We start from the raw sequence: 20,859 nt of genomic DNA, 5'->3' as shown, positions 1-20,859 counted from the left end.
GATGTCCCATAAAGCCGGTTTCGCCCCAGCCCTGATCGTCGGTCATACATAATATGATATTAGGTCGTGCGGCTTGCGGCTCTGCGGCAGGTAACGGGGAAGCCGGAACAGTCAGACAGCAAACCAGCAGGAGTAGGAAGAATCGAAGTTGAAATCTCATTTCATGCCTCGGAAATGTTGAGAATTAGTGGTAAACAGGCAGGACCCATGCATTTCATCCTGTCCCAATTGAAGCGAGGCGCCAAGGATTTTTGGCCTCTGCTGAGTGATTTTCCTGAAAGTTCCTGGAACTGCATTCTGACATCTGCTGTGCGACGGCCTGTCCGCCCCGTCAGAAATTCGCACCTTAATCCAGTAGAAACCGCTTCTTGGGCCTTAAACCGGACGGTTCCCGAACTGAATTTGGCCGCTTGATGATTGCATCATTCCGGCCTGCTCGGCTATACTTCCCGGTGTGCAGCTGACCTTCCTCTGACTGACTTCGAGTACTCCCTGTCAATGCAGGATCGTGTTGCGTCCGGAGGCATTCACTTTTGAAAACCGACTCCCGCGTAACCCCTGACCATTGGAACCAATGGCTTTCAGAAATCAAACCAGACCAGAGGAACACACACCAGCATGAATCCGGCAAAACATAATGGTCCCTATTTTGTCGGCATTGATATTGGTGGAACGAATGTCAAAGTCGGTATCGTCGATGACAATGGCAAGTCCCTGGCATTCTGCAAGACGAAAACGGAAGTGGATAAAGGCGTTGACGCCGGACTGAAAAACATCTACCAGGCGATTACGGATGTGCTTTCAGACTGCCAGTTTACGATGGACGACATCAAAGCCATCGGCATCGCGACTCCGGGTACCATGGACATTCCGGGCGGTAAACTGGTTGATCCGCCCAACCTGCCTACCTGGAAAGGTTTTCCGATCCGCCAGACGGTATGTGATCATTATTCCGGAAAAAAGACGATCTATCAAAACGACGCCAATGCTGCCGCTTACGGCGAATACTGGATCGGGGGAGCCCGCGAGGCACGCAGCTTGGTACTCTGGACTCTGGGCACGGGCGTGGGTTGTGGTATTATAATAGATGAGATGATTATTGAAGGTCGTCACTCCCACGGGGGTGAATGCGGGCATATGATTATTCAAATGACCAACGGCCGGTTGTGTGATTCGGGACAATATGGAACACTGGAAGCGTACTCTGGCGGGAAATCGCTGGTACGTCACTGCCAGGAACTTCTGGATGCAGGACGCAGCTCACTGCTCCACTCGATGATCGAAGGGGGCAAGGAACTGTCTCCCCTGCTGATCTCACAGGCGGCTGAACAGGAGGACGAACTGGCAATTGAATTGATCATGGAATCGGCAATGTGCCTGGGTGTGGGAACAACGACACTCATGCATACGATTGACCCGGACATGATCCTGTTTGGCGGTGCTGTCACCTTCGGTGGCAGGGACTCTGAACTCGGACAGCGCTTCCTGCAGCGCATCCGGGAAGAAGCCAGACAGCGTGCCTTTAAAGTCCCCTACGAAAACACGATCATCGACTTTGCAGAACTGGGATCCGATGCAGGTTACATCGGTGTCGCCGGGTGTGCCCGCCTGGCCTGCCGCAAAGAAGAAGCGAACGATAAAAACTGATCCGGACTCACTCGTCCCGGATTGTCTTTCATAAGAAAACGAGATTCCATTTATGGCTACAGAGCCCCGTCTGATTCGAAACTTTTCGATCGTCGCCCACATCGATCATGGCAAGAGTACGCTGGCTGATCAGCTGTTGCTGCAGACCGGTGCCATCACGCAACGCGAATTCAAAGCACAGATCCTGGACGACCTGCAGATTGAGCAGGAACGCGGAATTACAGTGAAAGCGCGGACCGTTGTGATCTACCATGAATACAAGGGGGAGAAGTACGAACTCAACCTGATCGACACACCCGGCCACGTGGACTTCCATTACGAAGTCTCCCGCAGCCTGGCAGCCTGTGAAGGAGCGCTGCTGCTGGTCGATGCGTTCCAGGGCGTCCAGGCACAGACCGTGGCGAACGCCTATGCCAGCATCAACGCCAACCTGACCATCATTACGGTCGTCAATAAAATCGACCTGCCGGTCACGCGCATCGAGGAAGTACTGGAAGAGGTCGAAACCGTAATCGGACTCGACCCTTCCGAAGCGCTGATGGTAAGTGCCAAGACAGGTGTGGGAGTCAAGGGAGTTCTGGACGCGATTGTCGAACGCATCGCACCGCCGGATGGTCTGGCGGACGCGCCACTCAAAGCGCTGGTATTTGACAGTAAATACGACCACTATCGCGGCGTTGTTACCTACGTGCGTGTGGTTCAGGGAACGATCGAAAAAGGGCAGTCCGTCGTGCTGATGCGGGGCGGCACCAAACTGGACATCATCGAAATCGGCCAGTTCACGCCTCACATGAAAGCGGTCAAATCACTGGGTCCCGGACAGGTGGGTTACCTCGTCAGCGGCGCGAAAGAACTCGACAACGTCCACGTGGGGGATACGATCGCCAACCCGCGGAATCTGCCCGAAGCACCTTTGCCCGGTTATCAGAAACCTCAACAGATGGTCTTCTGCGGCATGTACCCGATTGAAGCAACCGACTTCGAAAAGCTGCGGGACGAATTATCAAAGCTGAGCCTGAACGATGCCAGCTTCAGCTTCGTTCCGGAAACCAGTGATGCACTCGGCTTCGGGTTCCGTTGTGGCTTCCTGGGTATGCTGCATATGGAAATCATACAACAGCGACTGGAGCAGGAATTCAATATCGATCTGTTGCAGACCGCACCGAACGTGACCTACGAAATCCTGGAGCGGAACGGCAATGTCCTGCACATCGATAACCCGCAGGATGTTCCCGATGCCAGCCGCATTGAAGAATTCCGCGAGCCCATCGCCCTGGTCACGTTTATCATGCCGGCGGAAAATATTGGCACCATGATGCAGCTGTGTGCGGATCGACGAGGCATCTATAAAAATACAGAGTACCTGGGAACAAACCGTGCGCAGCTGATTTACGAGTTACCTCTCGCCGAAATCGTGTACGACATGTACGACCGCCTGAAGAGTGCCACCCGCGGCTATGGAACGATGGATTATGAAATCCTCGGCTTCCGCGCGGCTGACCTGGTGAAAATGGATATTCTCGTCAAAAGCGAAAAAGTCGACGCCCTGTCGACCATCGTGCACCGCTCGCAGTCCGAACGCCGTGGACGTGCCCTGGTAAAACGCCTGAAGGAAGAGATCTCCAAGCATCAGTTTGAAATCCCCGTCCAGGCTGCCATCGGCGGAAAGATCATTGCTCGCGAAACGATCAAAGCCCTGAAAAAGAACGTGACCGCCAAATGTTATGGTGGTGACATCACCCGGAAGCGCAAGCTGTGGGAAAAACAGAAAGAGGGCAAGAAACGGCTCAAGCAGTTCGGACAGGTTGAAATTCCCCAGAAAGCATTCCTGGCCGTACTCGACGCCACCAAGGACGAATAACCGACAACAGCGCTCTGGTTGTTTACTCCACCTGTGCGAGCAGTTCTTCCAGCGCTTTCGTGCAGGCATTCATCGAGATGACGGCCTGCTCGAAGTTCGTATGCAGGGAGGCTTCCGGCGCATCAATGGCAAACTGGTCCGTGGCCTTGCGGAGCTTACTGATTTTTTTCCGCAACATCTTCAGGTAAGCATCGGGATCATCCACGCGTGTTTCCAGAGCCCGCGAGGCATCGAACACAGCCCGGACAATGTTGCTCAGTTCCGGAAAATCTTCCACCTCTTCGCTGTGCTTGACGAACGTCCGGACCATCCAGGCATGCGACAGAATAATCTGGCTGCGTGCCACGGCCTCTTCTTTACTTACAGACATTTCGTATCACTACCTTGAAACTCAACTACGATTTCCCATGGCATAAACCTCACCAGAGAACGTGAGTGCTTGCGCTACGCTTTGAAAATTAACGGTTCGCGGAACCAGTTGCAAGAGTGGAGATTGATCGACTCGACCTGAAGCCGGTTCTGGAGCGAAGCCCACTTATCCTGAGCGTCTCTCCATCGATGATACTAGTGGAGTGTCATTTTTAAATTTTGGGTTGATCGATATCACGAGAGTGCGACAACGGAGCACGTAAACAACACCCCCAACCCTCAATTTCCAGCTTGACAAAGCACTCGGCCCAAATGATCCTGGAGACGTTATAGTAAAACGGGACACAGTCCCGTTCAGATTGCGTGTGTGAAATCGTCGCCGTTGTAGTATTCGTAAAACAGGCGGCCAATCTCATCACTCAGGCGTCCGAGATATTCTTTCTTGAACTTGGAGAAGGTCGTCTCGGAAGTCGCCCGGGGTGCCCGCAGCGGATAGAACGAAGTAATTTCCTTGCTGTACAATTTTTCGCCTTCGCCGGCCTCATCCATTTCGTAGACGGTGACCATGCCTTCCGCACGACCGCGATAGAGGTCCGAGCTGTTTTCTTCATACAGACTGTATTTATGCAGTTCGATATGAATCACATACGTCACGTCAAAGGCTTCACCGATTTCTTCGGGTTTGTCCCAGTCAGGGTTCTCATCCAGCCAGGCACGAATCCGGTCCGGATTGACCACTTTGACGCCATGACTGTGTAATTGAAACGTGGTGTACTTCGCCAGATCGTTATGAATTCCATCGAAATTATACTGCAGTTCCAGCGGTGCATAACAGACGATGGCAACCGTCACATCTTTACCCGTCATCGACTTCTGAGTCTGGGCATCGAAATCGGGCTCGATGGAAGGGGGACCACCAATCAGGTATCCGATGAGAATGAAATAATTACAACCTGTCAGTGTGGTGCAGAGTACACAGACCAGCGCCAGCTTCGAGACGGTCTGGAAAAACTGTTTCACTACAGATTGTTGATTCGATAAAATTGTCATCGTGTGATCCTTCACAACTCCGAAATAATTTTCTGGTCTGCGTTTTGTCAGGTATCCTGCGATCAGATGGGGTCGCCCGCGTGATAATTATAGAAGAAGCGACCTATCTGATCGGCAATCCGATCCAGATATTTTTTCTTGAACACGGCTTCTGATTCCTGTTCAATCGAAACCGGCAGATGACTGGGGTATTCTGACGTGTATTCCACGTTAAAAATTTCCAGCGCCCGTTTCATGCCGTCAATCGAATTGACTTCATAAGCAGAGATATGGCCGTAGGCTTTGCCTCTGAGCAGATTTGGGCTGTTTGGTTCACGGTAGTCAAATTCATCAATGTCGACATGAATGATATAGTCGACTTCAAAATTCTCCGCGAGTTCATCCACATCGTTCCAGACCCCGCCGTTATCGTCCAGCCAGGTCGCGACCTCACCGGTGTCCATGACTTTGATATTTTCGCGACGCAGTCGATACGTAACCTGCTCCAGCAGATCATAATTCAGCGACGGATAATCGGAGCGAATCGATTCCGGAGTCGAGCAGACCACCAGGACTTTTTTCTGATCTTCAATCAAATCGATTTTGGTCTGCCTGGTAAATTCACAGGTCATCAGCGGGTCACCAAAAAACATCTTACCCGCCATTACAAACAGCGAGCAGCCACTGAGACTTATTGAAACCAGCAGCAGTAAGACGACGGCACAGTACCGCTGGTGAAACCACTTTTGATGGTCGTTCGTCATTCTATTTCGCATCTTTCAGCCATCCTTGGCTAGAACCGCAGAGAGTTTTCGAGATTGGATATTCAGGAAGGCACAGGGCGGCCCACCGGGAATCCCGTGAGCCTGTCTATTAAAAGTTCAATCGTAATACCCACTCGACGATCGTGATCGATACCAGACCACAGATCAACCAGAGCAGACAGGTTTCAGGTTGGGAGACCAGCCAGAGCCTGCGACAATACACACTGATCCAGGACCAGGGAATCATCACCAGGCAGACAACTGCCAGTATCAAACCAGAGGTATTAGCCTCGGCAGACTGACGGATCTGGCCTCGAACAAAATGTGAAAAGGAAGTTGTCATCCCACAACTGGGACAGGGAATGGAAAATCGAGATTTTATAACACAAGGTGCAAAACCGAGTTTTTGATGGGTACCGAATCCACGTGAATCCGGTATCGTTTGAATGGCCACTCCAAAGCCCGCGATCAGAAACAGACTCCAGCCAATCAGCAGGAATCGTATTTTCCATCCAACGGAAACGCCCGGATGCAAAGTACGAAATGCTGACAGGAATGAACTGCCTGTCGAATTGGTCTCAGGTTTTAAAGGGGAATTCATATTGAGAAATGAGAGAAACCGTTGTTTATCAGTTCTATTATTTTACTGCAAGACCATTTCAAAAAATATGTCTTTCACACTGGCCCTCCCCCGTAATTACTGCGGTCCACTCCAGATTCCCTGATAGACTTCCACTGCGGGACCTGTCATAAACACTTCATCCGAATCTGCCCACTCCAGACGTAAATCGCCGCCCGGCAAGTGGATAAGTACATTTCTATCAGACCGACCGGTCAGCACTCCTGCAACGGCAGAGGCGCAGGCCCCCGTTCCACAAGCCTGGGTTTCCCCCGAGCCCCGTTCCCAGACGCGCATCTTCAGCTCGGCTGGTGACACGACTTCGATAAATTCGGCATTGACCCTTCGGGGGAATGCGGGATGGACTTCCACCTGGGGTCCGATGCCGTGTACCCAGTGGTCGTTCAATTCGTCGACGAACGTGATGCAGTGAGGATTGCCCATGGAGACACAGGTTACTTCCAGGGTCTGCCCTCCTACTTCCAGGGGCGCATTGACGGGAGGGTCGCCCGGCAGCAGCGTGGGGATTTCAGCGCTGGTCAAAATTGGTTTTCCCATATTCACGCGCACCTGGCCGACCTTCGCGCCTGTCAGCTCCAGATCGAGGCTCAGCACACCTGCCCCGGTTTCGATTTTTAATGTCTGCTGCTTAGAAATGCCGTGATCGTAAACATACTTGGCGACACACCGCACGCCGTTCCCACACATTTCCGACTCACTGCCGTCTGCATTAAACATCCGCATCTGTGCATCTGCTTTTTCAGAAGGGCAGATCAGAATCAGTCCATCGGAGCCAATGCCCGTATGTCGATCACTGACGGCAACCGCCAGGCTGGCGATATCCTCTGGCAACGTCTCTTCAAAACAGTTGACGTAAACATAGTCGTTGCCGGCCCCGTGCATTTTCGTGAATTTCATTGTTTTTCTTCTATTCGCTTAGTCGCTGAATCGTTTCAGTTTCAATTCGGGATGTTCAGGTGGATTCCGGAGACTTGAGTCCCAGAAAGATGCTGCGGCGGAGCGCATTGTCTCGACCGGAGAACTCATCTTCGTTTCCGGGCGGAATATTTTCCAGTGTGCTGGCCATCATATAAAATTTGGCGTCGATGTCATCCGCATAGTGAACCAGCAGTGCTTCCGGCGTATGCGGGGCAATCGGCGAACCCCATTCCGGCAGATTCTGATGCGAAACGATCATATGTTCCAATCGCAGCAGGGTCTCCGGGTTAAGATCTTCAATCCGGGCAGCATGTTCGCGTACCAGGTCCCGCCCCAGCAGAATATGCCCAATCAGACGGCCCGCCGGTGTATAACGGGAACCATGGGGTCGATATTCCAGTTCGATCAGCTTGCCGATATCGTGCAGGACTGCCCCGGCAACGACCAGCGATGTATTCAATGGCGGCTGCATCTGCTGATAATAGTTCTGATACTTGTCTGCCAGAAAACAGGCAGTTTTTGTCACCGATAACACATGCTCCAGGAAGCCACCCGTGAAGGAATGGTGATTCCTGCTGGCGGCGGCAATCGTTTTGATCTGACTCGCATACTGTTCCAGAATGTCCAGCACGAGTTTCTGCAGCGGGAGTTCCGTGATCTGTTCGTGCACAATGCCTGTCAGCTCTGCGAACATGTCTTCGCTGGAAAAGCGGGAGCGCGAATAATACATGCCCGGATCAAAACCATCGGCGGCATCATCCTTGTTGACCGGACGGATTCGATCGATGTCCAGCTGGGGACCATACTTGCTTTCCTCATAACGGGCACGGACTTTATAAAACTCTCCCTCTGCCCAGTTGGTTTCACAGTCCGTAAACCAGGCAGTGTCGCTCCAGATCATCGCGGTCGCTGTGAGTGCATGATCGCGAAATTGAACGCGAAAATAGGGCTTTCCATCCCGGGTCGTAGCGCGTTCACGGCAAACCAGCAACACGAAACTGTCAGCAAACTGACCAGGCTCCATTTCGCTCAATAACAATAATTGATGGGATTGATTCATGCAGCAGTCCTCTCTCTGGAAAACCCGAAAATGATGCTGATCACTATTTTAGGATGGAACCCGACCGAGTGCAAAACAGTCTGTTCACCAGTCGGATGAAAATCAGGATAAAGCAGTCCATTTAAATTTACAGGCTCTTCCTGCAAATTATCCCACGGTTTGAGGGAAATTCCCCCGGGAACGGCTGGATTTACCTTGGAATAAAGTGATATAATGCCATTACTTACAAAAAAGCGTAAGATTCAATCGCTCCAGCTGAAAATGCATCTCGGAAAAGATAGCGTTCCTGCTATAATGTCAGGAGCGAAAGCAAGGTGCGCAGGCTCGCGGATTTCTGGAGCATTTTTGAGATTCGGAACCTGTTTTCGCCGATATCAAATATTCAAAGGTTTAGTTACCCAACTACATTTTAAAACTGGAGACACATTTCCATGGCTGTCACAATTACTGAAAATGCTTCCAAAGAACTGAAGCGGTATATGGAAGACCAGAACGTCGCCGAAGGTTCTCTTTTAAGAATCGGAATCTCTTCTGGTGGTTGTAGTGGTTTTCAATACGATTTCCGCTTCGTTGACGAAGTGGACGAAGAAAAAGATAACCTGTCCGAGCAACACGGGATCAAAGTGGTCGTCGACAAAAAAAGCGATCTCTTCCTGGACGGAACGACTCTGGACTACTATGAAAGCCTCGAAAAACGGGGATTCACATTCGACAATCCCAACGCTGTCAAATCTTGCGGCTGTGGCAGCAGTTTCTCTGCCTGAGACGGTACCCCCCTTCTCAGCGACACAGATTCGCGATTGATTGAGGCATGGAAAGATTTTGCCGAGGAGCAGAGAATGCTCCTCGGTTTTCTTTGTTTTAAGGCCGCGCTTGTTTACAGTAATGCATGATTATGAGCCTCGTGCCCGGAGATCTGCTTCCGGAGCATGAGTCCATTGGGAATCAAGCCGTCTGGCCGACGTAACGATACCACTGCAGAAGCACCTGCGTGGATTCACGGGTGCGGGACAGCAGGCAGCTAGCTCCCAATCACCGTATTTACTTCCAGTAGAGAAACCAGGCAGCGTTGGCTCGCAGCGACAGCGGGTACCTCTCAAGAAGTGCAATTCAAATCATTACTTATGGAATACAGACTAAGGAAGTAAAACCATGAAACTGGAAGGGCGAAATGCGCTCGTAACGGGGGCCTCCCGGGGCATCGGACGGGGTTGTGCGATGGAGATGGCCAAAGCAGGTGCCAACGTCGCCATCAATTACCGCTCTCATCCCGAGGAAGCAGAAGAAGCGGCTGAAGAAGCACGCTCGTACGGCGTGAAGGCCATCACCATTCAGGCTGATGTTTCCGATCAGAAATCGGTAGAAGCCGCCGTCACCAGGGTCGCCGAAGAATTTGGCAGCCTGGACCTGTTCGTTTCCAATTCTGCCTACAGCGACCGGGAACTGATTCTCGAAGCCGACATGGAAGGTTTCCGACGGACCATCGATGTCACCATGTGGGGTGCCTTCTTTGGAGTGCGTGCTGCTGCCACCCAGATGGTGAAACAGGGCAACGGCGGTTCCATCGTGGTCATCAGCTCGCCACACGCGGTCATCGCCATTCCCACTTCTGCTGCCTACAATATGGCCAAAGCCGCCATCGATCACATGTCGCGAACGGCCGCCATCGAATTTGCACAGCATAAAATCCGTGTCAACACCGTACATCCCGGCTGGATTGATACCCCCGGCGAACGAAAGTTCTTCACCGATGAGCAACTGCAGGCCGGTGCGGAAAATATTCCCTGGAAACGTCTGGGAATGCCTAACGAAGTCGGCAAACTGGTGACGTTCCTGTCCAGCTCCGACGCAGATTACATGACGGGAGGCACTTCGACGATCGACGGGGGAATCAGCCTGCCCTGGTGGTCAAAACGCTCAGAGGGAGGCCAGTAAGCCTATTTGAAACGAACTGACAGGCCAGCCGTGTTTCCTGCAGACACAGTGTCTCTCAACCCCTGACTTTGCAAAGACTTAAGGTTGGCCTAGGCCTGTTATTCGTCATCCGATACACTATAAGACACCGGCGCTCGAGCCCGTGCCTGCTATAAATCATGGTCTACGCTTCTGATTTGATCGTGTTATCACTAAGATCAGCGTCTGAAAAGCGAACACCCCAGATACGTAAACCATCCAAGGAATTCCCTGAGGGTCCTGAAATGACTGAGAGTCAGAATAAAATCGATTTAAAAAATCCGGTGGTGGCCGCAATTCTGGCATTCCTCATTCCGGGTGCAGGACATTTCTACCAGGGAAGAACATTTAAAGCGGCCATCTATTGCTTCTGCATCCTGAGTACTTTTTTCTGTGGCATGGCACTGGGCGACTGGAAAACCGTGTATTATCAGTCCCGTGAAGGCAAACGAAACCTGGGCTATTTTGCACAGGTGGGCGTGGGCCTGCCGGCACTGCCCGCACTGATCCAGGCCCGTCGCTACAATAAAATGGCAGCCCCCAATAATGTCGCGCGGCAAGGCGCTGATGCCAGCTTTTTTGAAACGCACCCTTATCGGATGGAACTCCCACTGGAGGCCCCCTTCAAGGGAACCCTGCTTGATCGGGGCGATGATGGCAACAATATCAACGGCAAACTGGATGGCTATATTAAACTGACTACGGTACCCGGTGAATTTGGTCCTGAAGTCACGGGAACCTTTGAAGGTACCCTGGACAATAAACCAATTGAAACACTGCAACTGGCGGACCCTGTCGGGATCGGCTTTCCACTGGGGGGAGATCAGAGCCGGCCTCTTGAGTGCGCCGTGGTACGGGAAGTCAACGGGAAACGTACCGATACCGGGCATATTGAAGGCGCGATTCCCCGTTCCTTCCTGAACTGGTTTGAAATGCCGTTAACCGACCATGAACTGGATGATATCAACAAAAAATTAGGAAAACGTTACGAGTTCGCTGTGGTCTTCACCTGGATCGCCGGCCTGTTAAACCTGCTGGCCATCTGGGATGCCTTTGAAGGGCCCGCTTACGGCAGAGGTGATGAAGAAGAAACGAAACCGGATGATAAACTGCCGGAGCCGGCCAAGGCCTGACCCGGAGAGTTTCACTAAACAGCCTGGGCTACATGTATCCCGTTTTGAAAATAAAGGTGTTGTTCGACATGACCGTTTCACTGCTTTTTGCCAATCAGGTTAATGCTGTCGTGTATCTGATTCCGCTGCTGGCAGTGATCAGCCTGGTGTATAACGCAACACGCTATGAGATACCGCAAATTATTATCCAACGGGCAATCAGGTTTTTTTTCACCTCTGTCATAATCATGGGAGCGCTGATGACATTACTGGCTATGCTTTCGTGGAATTTGTGAACAGGCAGGCACCCGTTTCTGCACCGGACATATCTCGGATCCTCCCATGCTAAAGTTTGCCGCAGAAACTTTTTGACTTGTAAAAAAACATTCTCATTTATTTATATTCAATTGCACTTTAGGCTAATGTTGCACATACTCAGACGATTGCGGGGCTATGGATTCCCTTTCTGCAATTGCGAGGTTGGGATTATTTTATGCAGACTAATGGATTTGCACTGACAGAAATCGTAGATCTGGCAGATCACACAGATCTGTTTGAACTATTAGATAATGAAAGTGTCTATACACTCTCTCACCAGGGTTTCAGCGCCGGTTTTTCCAGCGTGAAAGCGATCAGCCGCTCTACGGGCATCGAAACACGACGCCTGTTGCAGCCAGACCTTTCACCACTGGATATCGCGACTGCGATTGCAGAAAAACTGCAACTGACCGTCGGCTTTGACTGGGCAGATTGCCCGGCAATTCTGCTGTGCCATTCGCATACCCGCAACCAGTCAGCGCGCCTTCTATGCGATCAGCTCAGTGAAAAACTGGGAGTCCCCGCCGAGCGATTTATCGCTTTAAACTACGGCTGCGTCGGATTTGTTGAACTGCTGAACCGGGCTTCCCAACTGCTGGAAGACCAGCCGGCGGGCGTGCATATTCCGCTGCTGACTGTTGAAACTCCCGAGCACTGGCACGATTCCTCAGACAAGGCATTCTGCGGCATCGTCTCTGCCGGCGCTACGGGCACTACGTTGTGGCGTGGTCCCGGGCATTCACTGCTGCATGTGGAAACATCAACCGAATACATTCCGGAAGAACGCCGTAAGCCGGATGTGCCTCTGTTCTGGACCGAACAGGGAGACATGTACGACTTCCGCGGACAGCCGGAACACAAACTCGTGATGCATATGGATGGCGAATCCGTATTCCTCAACGGGGTGGACCTGATGCTGGAAGCATGCCTGAAGTCTTATAATGAAGTTTCCGGTACGGCGAATCGTATTCTGATTGCCCCGCATCAGCCCAGCGGCAAACTGCTCAAAGCCATGATTGCTGCGGCAAAACAGATTCCCATCTCCGCCGACTTCCTGAACAATCTGCCGAACTACGGGAATTCGATTTCATCCACGATTCCCACGATCCTGGCGCGACTGGACGAAGTCGTTGAAAATAACGACCATGCTCCGGTGAGTCCGGGAGACTTGATCCTGCTGCCTGCAGCAGGCATCTGTATGGATCGCCTGACGGACTCCATGAGTATTGGACGGGCGGCATTGCGATGGCAGCCTGGTCGTTACCGCAGCGAACCGTAGGGCGTTTCAGAGATCACTCTGGCGCCTCTCAAGCTATGCTACCCGGTTCCAAATGGCCCGGGAGATGCTACAGCATCAAATTCACGCAGCATCTCGATCCATGCCACGCGTTCCAAACGCTTCACGTCCTTCGATGATCGAACCTTTGTCGAATCGTTTTCCAAAGTAGAGCGCCTGTGCGGAAGCATCACTGAGAACGGTTTCTGCATCTCCGCTGACCAGTACCTGACCGGCTGAGATGATATAGCTGCGGTCGGTAATCGTTAACGTTTCCCGCTCCCGGTGGTCAGTGAGCAGGATCGAAATGCCATCATCGCGCAGGTCGGCAATGATATCCTGAATATCGTGAATCGTCACCGGGTCGATTCCGGTAAACGGTTCATCCAGCAGGATCAGTTCGGGTGAACTGGCCAGGCAGCGGGCGATTTCCAGCCGCCTTCGTTCTCCGCCGGACAGGGTGGAAGCAATCTGTTTACGCTTCGCGGTCAGACCAAACTGATCCAGCAAGCGGTCGACGGTTTCATGTCTCTGTTTGCGGGTGACATCCAGAAATTCGAGAATCGCATAAATGTTCTGCTCTATCGAAAGTTTCACAAATACGCTTTCGTCCTGAGGCAGGTAGCCCATGCCTTGCCGGGCCCTTTTGTACATGGGCCAGTTTGTGACGTCTGTGCCTTCTAGATAGACGCGGCCTTTCGTCGGGGCCACCATCCCGCAGGACATCCGGAACGTGGTCGTTTTGCCGGCACCGTTTGGACCGAGCAACCCGACGATTTCGCCGCGCTCCACATAGAAGTCGACGCCGTCCACTGCCCGTTTACCGGGATAATCTTTGACCAGACCTACACATTCCAGCAATGCCATCGTACTCGTCCTCCTTGACGAAACCGCAATCAAAACTCACACGAGAGCTGATTCTACTAAATTATACCATTCGGCTAAATATCGATTTCACTCATATGGGGAAAGTGCGATTGTAGTCGTGTATAACAGCTTGAGAGACGCCAGGGTTAACTGTAACTCACGTCAGCGGATGCGTTTCATCCTGGAAACGTTAGGATAAAAGGGGATTGACAGCTTGGCATACGGGTCATCGGGATACACTCCCGGACGCGTCTGGTGGTAGAAAAACCGCTTGAGCGGGCCGACACTGGGTGAATAGCCCCGACCATCATTCATAAACGGAATCCCATGTGGCCAGTAAATCATGAAGGCCTTTCCGACCAGCGCAGAACGGGGGACCGCGTGCCGACGTTCTGCCTGGCGTGCATTCCCCCAGAGACGACTGTCGGCACTGCGGGCGGAGTTATCGCCCAGCACAAAAAACTCATCGTCGGACATTTGATCAAACCGGACCTGCTGGCGGTGATCTTCGTACTGACGGCTCCAGGCGGCGGGATCCCAGAGCAGTTCCCATAAGTGTCTGCGATCGCCCGAATATTCCTGATTCTGATAATACTCATCCGCGCGATAATAAATGTCACGCTGCAGCATGAGATGCGAAACGGTAAAATCAATCCCCACACCTGCAACCCCTGCCGGCGCCAGATCGCCCTCGCGGGGTGCTGGTGAAACCGGAGGCTGGTATTCTGACGCTGCTCCCAGATCAACGACTGAACCGTTAATCCACAGACAGAGCCTCTGATCGACATTCGCAAACATGACGGAGTAGCCCCCCTGCCCTTTGAGGTCTGTCTCCACCGTGGTCAGTTCGGTTTCGACTGGCTCGGGATTGGGAAAATCTTCTACAAAATACAGTTTCGCCTGTCCCGTTTTGACGTCAAAACGAACCCGGAAATGTCGATCTCCGCGCATCAGCTCCACCAGCAACTCACCTGCTTCCGACTGAATCTCGACATCAAAACTGAGCGTCAGATCGCCGACCCAGAATGCCGCATCGTAAGTGAATGCGCCGGAAGAAGACCCACCCGAATAGTTATTGTACGCGGTGTAATCGCTGATCAGACGGGACTGCGGAGGCGAAGAGAGCATCGTCTGGGTGAACAGTTCGGGATTTTCCTGCAGTAAGGCCCATTCTGACTGTCGGGGTACGATATGCTGATAGCGGAGCCACTCCAGCTTGTCGGCTTTGGCTGTCGTCCCTTTATACTGATAGGCTCGCGCAACGCGGTCCAGTTCCCAGGCAGACTGCTTGAGATCTTCAAACCGCGTTTCAACCGGCTTGACCTGCTGCATGGGAGACCAGCGCTCAGGCCAGCCATACTCCAGGATTTCGCGAGGGGGATAATCATCGTCATACACGAGTTGCTGAACCGTCAGCTGCTTGTCCAGATTGTCTTTGCGGAGAATCTGAAACGGCTCTTTTTCATTTTTACGGGCGTAAACATCGCCGCGGGAAATCTGAATTTCTTCACCGGGCAGGCCGACGAGTCGTTTGATATAGTTCGTCTGTGACGCTTCGGGATACTTGAACACAATCACATCCCAGCGACCGGGGTCTCCGTAATCGAAGGGAAATTTATTGACGATAATACGGTCCCCGGTAAAGGGCATCGCATTCTGCAGGTTCGTGTAGTAGCGACAGTTCGGGCAGAACGCACCGGTGACCTTGTTGTCCGGAAGATAGTACTCTGATTTTTCGACCAGCTCATCACTGGCTCCTACAGCATACTTCACACCACACTCGGCGCAATGCAGTTCTTTATGACGCCCATACAGAGTGGGAGCCATCGAACCTGTGGGGATCACAAACGCTTCGGCTGAGTAGGCGCGAAACACAAATGCAAAGACCAGCGCAATGATAATCGATTCGATAGTATCGCGCATTTCATTGTGGCGACTTTTGCCCTGCTCCTTTTCGGCAGTGCTGCTCTCGACCGGATCCTGCGGAACTTTTTTCAGTTTTGCTTTTTCAATTTTTTTGGCCATGACCGACAACCTGTCAAATCTAATATGCCCGGGCAGCGGGGGGATCGAATCTGTGTCTCAGATCTGTCCATTCGCTGCGGGCTCTGATTTATGAACTGTTTTCGAATTATTTCTAAAATAAATGCATTTCTATCAGTGAATATAGCGAATTCGGGTGAAATCTGGAATGCGGATGTGACCTATATGATCACCGATTTTGACCTCTCCCTGCCGCGAGGGTAAATGCACGAGAAATGGTTTGCCCAGCAGGTATTTCTGATCCACTTTTCCCTCAGCCCAGCTGCGGCTGTCCAGGGACACCGGGCTGTTATCGCCCAGCATGAAATAACTGTTCTCATCCAGCTGGTAGGGCTCATCAATCCCATGCAGACCTTTGCCACGTGTATAGTAAATATCGCGGTAAAGTTTCAGGCCTGTCAGATTAAATGATCCTCCCCGGGCGCCAAACTGCAGGGGAATCCGAATCTCTTTTCGCGGCTCTGAATTTTCGCTGAAGAGCAGTGGCTGAAAAACCAGTTCTCCATTGATGGCAAACAGAACCTGACGATCCATTACCGACATCTCCAGTTTGACGGGCTGCGATTGAAAGTCGCTGCGGAATGGTCCGCTACGTATCGGCTGTTTCCGATCATCGATAAACAGATTAACCTGCCGCTGTCGGAAGTCGATGATATTGCGAAAGTGATGCTGGCCGTCGAACAGTTCAATCGCCAGTTCTCCCTCGGGTGACTTCGCCTGCAGATCGCATGTAAACAGAAAATCATGCACGGGAATTGCAGTCTGATTTTCAACTCCCGAGTTATAGGCATACCGATCCATGACGGGAGCCACATGCGATTTTTCATACAGCAGTGCCACGGCATATCGAAACGCATCGTCCTCCGTCTGGTTCAACAGTCGATGACAGTCTTCTGCCGGCATCGCTCCTTTACAGGTCAGCTGTTGTTTTAATTCATCATATTGAATGGGAGCCAGCACGGGTTCGGGTTTCTCGATTTCCTCCGGCCAGTGCTCCAGCGGGACTTCTGTCTGATAATGTCCTCCCTGCCTCACCCAGTGCTGATACCTCACCCAGGACCACGCATCTGCATCCCTGCTGTCCGAGGCAAATACGAACCCGGCTGGCTGTTCTTCCCAGGCAGCTGCGTCTGCCTGATTCTGTTCCTGATCGGAGTCTGCTTCCACGGGAAAAAACCGGGGCTGAAAAAAATCATCTTCAGATGGATGAAACTGATGATCGTGCACCAGCAAGCGGACCGCACGTTGCGTCTTCAAATCTTTACGCTGGATTTCTCCATTGATATAGAGATCACCTTCTTTGACTTGCACGGCTTCACTAGGCAGGCCGACCACCCGTTTGACATACGCCTGGGTCGGCTTCATTGGATTCTGAAACACAGCCACATCCCAGCGCGCGGGGGGCTTGAGGTAGTAAGCGTGTTTAAACACCAGTAACTGGTCCCCTTCGTTGCGGGGCACCTGAGCCAGATCAATCGAATTGGTATCACAGTTGGGGCAGGTCGCATATTGCCCGGCCTGAGAAAATCCCAGTCCGTCAGTGGCCGTGTCCTGTTGCTGGCTGGCGGAGACGCTATCATCATAGGCGACGCCATAAGTAAACGAATAATGACAGCGAGGACAGGTGACCTGCTTATGATATCCCAGCAGAGAGGGCGCCATCGAGCCGGTCGAAATCATATAACCTTCCGCCGCGAACGTTCGAAAGAGTATGACGGCAATCGCCAGTGAAGCCACGGCCTCCAGCACCAGCCGAAACAGACTCGAACGCTGCGGCAACTCTTTAGCCTGATTTTCGAGTTGACGGGAAGTGTGGTGCATCGCGACAGACAAATAGAGAAACGGTAGAACCGGAATCCGGTTTCCAGGTGGAATTACGACTGGTCATCTATTTTAATAGAAGCAGCAGGGCAGAGGAAATAGCGTTTCCCCCTCTCCCCACTCGATCAGTGGGAATAATTGTGGGAAGCAACTTAAGACATTGTAATAAGATGACTTAGCCTGTTCCTGTTTTCCACTGGCATCTCCAGCGAGGAGTGAGATGTCTGCCATCGTACCACAAACAACCGCTTCGATCGTTCAGCAGAAGGGGCGCTACCCCACGACATAAAACAGCAGCAGCATGCAGATCCAGATGACCCCGAGGAAATGCCAGACGACAGCACAGGCATGGACGCCCCAGTGATATTCATGGTCATACAGGTAGAGATAGGCATTGTAAATTACGAGTCCCAGAAATCCGAACGCGATGAAAAAATGAAGTGCATGGACTAAGACAAACGTAAATAACGCACCATAACTGCTGGGATAATTGGCAGCATTTTTTATTTCTTTGAGGCTCACCAGAATATCGGAATGCTGTTGTAAGAGGTGAGTCAGCCCGATCGTCTGAATCACAAAAAACGCGCCGCCCAGCAGAAATGTCAGGTTCAGGCAGTTGCGGAACGGCTGCTGTTTTTCGTGTTTAACATAATACACGGCGCGCTGAATGGAAATACTTCCGAGAATCAACAGAACCGTACTCAGCCAGAGCGCGGGGGGAATCACCAGATTCACCGGTTCATGATGTTTCGACAGATTCGAACGGACGATGACATATGCCAGCAATCCGCCGATAAACAGGACAGTGGTACTGAACAGGAAAATTGCCAGTCCAAAATCCCGCTGACTTAAGCGATCCCGGGAGGTAAATAATTGCGCGAATCGATGTCGGAGGGAGCGATTCCGGGAGGCTGACATGCTGACCTGCTATCGGTTAACAGCGGAACGACTGACATAGTAACTGTGACTGACCGGCCCCTGTATCAGATCTCTCTCGTCTGAATTTTCAGTCAGGCTGGAAATTATTTCTCAGCTGGTTTTGCTTCAGGCTCGGTCTTTTTCTCTGGAGCCGCTTTGGCGTCTGTGGCAGGCGCATCAGTGGCAGGGGCGTCTGCTGGAGGGGTTGCATCTGGTGCCGCGGCCGGCGCTGCCGCAGGTGCTGCAATCGCAGCCTGATCCTGTTGGAAGCCTTTCACGTAATCATCATAGGCGTGCGAGTCCAGAAGAATCATGCAGAGGAAAAAGGCGGCAAACACGATCGAAAAGAAGAATGCCAGCCGGTTCAATGGTTTATCGTACCAGAGATGCATAAAGATAAAGACGACCAGTGTTGCCTTGGCTGTCGCAATCGCCATCGAGACGATCACATCCAGGCTTCCGGTGTCAAACTTGGCAGCTTCCACGGTCACGACAGTCAATGCCACTAATGCCAGGAACACACCCACCAGCACCTTAACCGGTACAACGTGCACGTGGCAGCTTTGGGGATTTTCTGCGTGGGCATCACTTTCAACATGATCTGACATGATGAATATACTTTCGTGTCTTTATCTGATAACTGCAGAGAGGCAGAACTGCCTCTCATAAAAGTTGGGGAAATTCGATAACGTTAATTGATCAGGTACAGCAGCGGGAACAGGTAGATCCAGATCAGGTCGACCAGGTGCCAGTACAGTCCGACGAAATCCACTGCGCCAAAGTAATAAGTTGTAAACGCACCATGTGCCGTTCTGACAATCAGCCAACTGATGGCAATCATGCCGCCGATAATATGGATGGCGTGTAAACCGGTCATGCAGAAGTAAACACTGAAGAAGGTGCCCGCAAGTTTGGGTTCGGGCACTTTTTCTTTCTGAGCGGCATATTCGGCAGGCACGGTTTCCGCCATCAGGATCTCTTCATCGGTGGGCTTCTCCGCATGTCCGAAATGGTGATAACCAATACTGGAATAGGCGCCAATCACCATCCCGGCCGCTGAAACGAGAACACAGCCGGCGACTGTAGCCAGCGTCTTTTTATTGGGATTTTTGAACAGCAGACCCAGCGCGATTCCGGAAATCACAATCACAACCCACAGAACTGTCGTCATGTAGGAAAGTGTATGCTTGGTTTTCTCGAACAGTTCATCATCACCGTGATCACCTGCTGCAGCAGCCTCATCGTGAGCATGGTCGCCCGCCCCTGCTGCACCATCGGCGGCAGCGGCGTCATGATGTTCCGGGCTGTGATACATGCCCGCCCATAACAGTCCGTGATGGGCTTTCTCGGTGTATTCGAATGATTTCACACCCAGGAAGATGGCAGCACATGCCAGCGTGACGACCAGGCAGACCATCAGGCCCCGCGTCTGTCCCAACTGTGCACAACGTACGCCCCAGGCCATCGTCAGACTGCTGAACAGCAGAACGACCGTATTGGCTGCACCGAGTACGGTATCCAGAAACTGGCTGGCGTACAGAAACACTTCCGGATGCAATGATCGATAAACGGCGTAAAAGCCGAACAGGCCGCTGAAGAACAGCACCTCGGTCACCAGGAACAGCCAGATGCCCAGTTTCCCGGTATCAAACTGTTGCTGATGAGAATCAAAGTGATGCGCCAGCCGGGGATCATGGTGTTCATGATCGTGGCTGTCAGCATGATCGTCTGTGGTAGTGGTGGCCGCGGTATTCATTAAGCTTCTTTATCTCCTGATGCGGTCACAGAGCCCTTTTTAGCCCCTTGACATTCAACGGGAACGTAACCTCCGATTTCCTCATTATAAACGACGGATTCCATGATGTAAGGATCTCCGGCCAAGGGAGGATGATCGAAGTTATTGGCTGGTGGTGGTGAAGAACACTGCCATTCCAGAGAGGCTCCTCCCCAGGGATTGGCTGGTGCTTTTTTGCCACGATATACTGAGTAAATTAAAGTGGCAGCCATCAACGCTGAACTCAGACCCAGCAGATAGGCGCCGCAGGTTGACAGAATATGCAGATTCTGAAATTCCGGCAGATACGTGTAATACCGGCGAGGCATACCCCGTGTTCCCAGCAGGAACTGAGGAAAGAAAGTCAGGTTGAAGCCGAGGAAGACACCCAGGCAGGCAATCCGTCCCCAGAACTCGCTGAACATCTTCCCGGTAATTTTAGGCCACCAGTGATGGACGGCAGCGAACAGTCCGACCAGCGAAGAACCC

At 52.0% G+C, this 20,859-nt stretch carries 20 protein-coding genes; 7 read left to right on the top strand and 13 right to left on the bottom strand.

From position 1 onward, the window contains the following. The first annotated feature begins 618 nt into the window (after nt 1–618). Both AACZ40_RS19175 and lepA read left to right on the top strand, forming a co-directional pair. Nucleotides 619–1,647 (top strand): ROK family protein, encoded by a 1,029-nt coding sequence (locus tag AACZ40_RS19175; RefSeq protein ID WP_291168175.1) that lies wholly within the window; start codon nt 619–621, stop codon nt 1,645–1,647. Between the two features lie 52 nt (nt 1,648–1,699). Continuing rightward, nucleotides 1,700–3,508: a translation elongation factor 4 gene (lepA, locus tag AACZ40_RS19170; RefSeq protein ID WP_291168173.1), complete on the top strand. Its 1,809-nt coding sequence runs from the start codon at nt 1,700–1,702 to the stop codon at nt 3,506–3,508. Nucleotides 3,509–3,530: 22 nt separating this feature from the next. On the opposite strand, the gene AACZ40_RS19165 is transcribed toward lepA, so the two are convergent. The 6 genes from AACZ40_RS19165 to AACZ40_RS19140 form a co-directional block, all read right to left on the bottom strand. Continuing rightward, complete coding sequence (locus AACZ40_RS19165) at nt 3,531–3,878, bottom strand: amidohydrolase (RefSeq protein ID WP_291168171.1); 348 nt, start codon at nt 3,876–3,878, stop codon at nt 3,531–3,533. 353 nt (nt 3,879–4,231) lie between these two features. Next, on the bottom strand, nt 4,232–4,927 hold the full coding sequence (locus tag AACZ40_RS19160; protein WP_291168169.1) for a hypothetical protein: 696 nt from the start codon (nt 4,925–4,927) through the stop codon (nt 4,232–4,234). 62 nt (nt 4,928–4,989) lie between these two features. Further along, complete coding sequence (locus AACZ40_RS19155; protein ID WP_291168168.1) at nt 4,990–5,682, bottom strand: hypothetical protein; 693 nt, start codon at nt 5,680–5,682, stop codon at nt 4,990–4,992. Between the two features lie 97 nt (nt 5,683–5,779). Next, on the bottom strand, nt 5,780–6,271 hold the full coding sequence (locus tag AACZ40_RS19150; RefSeq protein ID WP_291168167.1) for a DUF2752 domain-containing protein: 492 nt from the start codon (nt 6,269–6,271) through the stop codon (nt 5,780–5,782). A 96-nt stretch (nt 6,272–6,367) separates the two neighbouring features. Next, nucleotides 6,368–7,207: a diaminopimelate epimerase gene (dapF, locus tag AACZ40_RS19145; protein ID WP_291168165.1), complete on the bottom strand. Its 840-nt coding sequence runs from the start codon at nt 7,205–7,207 to the stop codon at nt 6,368–6,370. A 55-nt stretch (nt 7,208–7,262) separates the two neighbouring features. Next, complete coding sequence (locus AACZ40_RS19140) at nt 7,263–8,288, bottom strand: HD domain-containing protein (RefSeq protein WP_291168163.1); 1,026 nt, start codon at nt 8,286–8,288, stop codon at nt 7,263–7,265. A 431-nt stretch (nt 8,289–8,719) separates the two neighbouring features. On the opposite strand from AACZ40_RS19140, the gene AACZ40_RS19135 reads away from it, so the two are divergent. The 5 genes from AACZ40_RS19135 to AACZ40_RS19115 all read left to right on the top strand — a co-directional run bounded on the left by AACZ40_RS19135 (nt 8,720) and on the right by AACZ40_RS19115 (nt 12,950). Further along, the gene (locus tag AACZ40_RS19135) at nt 8,720–9,052 is read left to right on the top strand and encodes an iron-sulfur cluster assembly accessory protein (RefSeq protein ID WP_291168161.1); all 333 of its coding nucleotides are present in this window, start codon (nt 8,720–8,722) and stop codon (nt 9,050–9,052) included. 388 nt (nt 9,053–9,440) lie between these two features. Continuing rightward, a complete protein-coding gene (locus AACZ40_RS19130; protein ID WP_291168159.1) occupies nt 9,441–10,223 on the top strand; it encodes an SDR family oxidoreductase in 783 nt (260 codons plus the stop codon). A gap of 263 nt (nt 10,224–10,486) precedes the next feature. Then, on the top strand, nt 10,487–11,374 hold the full coding sequence (locus AACZ40_RS19125) for a DUF6677 family protein (RefSeq protein ID WP_291168157.1): 888 nt from the start codon (nt 10,487–10,489) through the stop codon (nt 11,372–11,374). 68 nt (nt 11,375–11,442) lie between these two features. Then, nucleotides 11,443–11,649 (top strand): hypothetical protein, encoded by a 207-nt coding sequence (locus tag AACZ40_RS19120; protein WP_291168155.1) that lies wholly within the window; start codon nt 11,443–11,445, stop codon nt 11,647–11,649. A 197-nt stretch (nt 11,650–11,846) separates the two neighbouring features. Beyond that, entirely contained in the window at nt 11,847–12,950 is a 1,104-nt protein-coding gene (locus tag AACZ40_RS19115) for a hypothetical protein (protein ID WP_291168153.1), read from the top strand. An 81-nt stretch (nt 12,951–13,031) separates the two neighbouring features. Here the strand turns inward: AACZ40_RS19115 and lptB are convergent, their stop codons facing one another. The 7 genes from lptB to AACZ40_RS19080 form a co-directional block, all read right to left on the bottom strand. After that, complete coding sequence (gene lptB / locus AACZ40_RS19110; protein WP_291168151.1) at nt 13,032–13,814, bottom strand: LPS export ABC transporter ATP-binding protein; 783 nt, start codon at nt 13,812–13,814, stop codon at nt 13,032–13,034. A 162-nt stretch (nt 13,815–13,976) separates the two neighbouring features. Next, a complete protein-coding gene (gene lepB, locus AACZ40_RS19105) occupies nt 13,977–15,839 on the bottom strand; it encodes a signal peptidase I (RefSeq protein ID WP_291168149.1) in 1,863 nt (620 codons plus the stop codon). 132 nt (nt 15,840–15,971) lie between these two features. Continuing rightward, the gene (gene lepB / locus AACZ40_RS19100; RefSeq protein WP_291168147.1) at nt 15,972–17,678 is read right to left on the bottom strand and encodes a signal peptidase I; all 1,707 of its coding nucleotides are present in this window, start codon (nt 17,676–17,678) and stop codon (nt 15,972–15,974) included. 273 nt (nt 17,679–17,951) lie between these two features. Beyond that, nucleotides 17,952–18,596: a cytochrome c oxidase subunit 3 gene (locus AACZ40_RS19095; protein ID WP_291168145.1), complete on the bottom strand. Its 645-nt coding sequence runs from the start codon at nt 18,594–18,596 to the stop codon at nt 17,952–17,954. A 104-nt stretch (nt 18,597–18,700) separates the two neighbouring features. Continuing rightward, the gene (locus tag AACZ40_RS19090; protein ID WP_339675460.1) at nt 18,701–19,204 is read right to left on the bottom strand and encodes a cytochrome C oxidase subunit IV family protein; all 504 of its coding nucleotides are present in this window, start codon (nt 19,202–19,204) and stop codon (nt 18,701–18,703) included. Between the two features lie 83 nt (nt 19,205–19,287). Continuing rightward, nucleotides 19,288–20,352 (bottom strand): cytochrome c oxidase subunit 3, encoded by a 1,065-nt coding sequence (locus AACZ40_RS19085; protein ID WP_291168141.1) that lies wholly within the window; start codon nt 20,350–20,352, stop codon nt 19,288–19,290. Further along, a partial coding sequence (locus tag AACZ40_RS19080) for a cbb3-type cytochrome c oxidase subunit I (protein WP_339675458.1) occupies nt 20,352–20,859 on the bottom strand: 508 nt, incomplete at its 5' end. The genes AACZ40_RS19085 and AACZ40_RS19080, both read right to left, overlap by 1 nt.

Origin of the sequence: uncultured Gimesia sp. (assembly GCF_963972345.1) — a bacterium.
Taxonomy (GTDB): Bacteria; Planctomycetota; Planctomycetia; order Planctomycetales; family Planctomycetaceae; genus Gimesia.
This window is presented reverse-complemented; position numbering and strand designations above follow the sequence as displayed.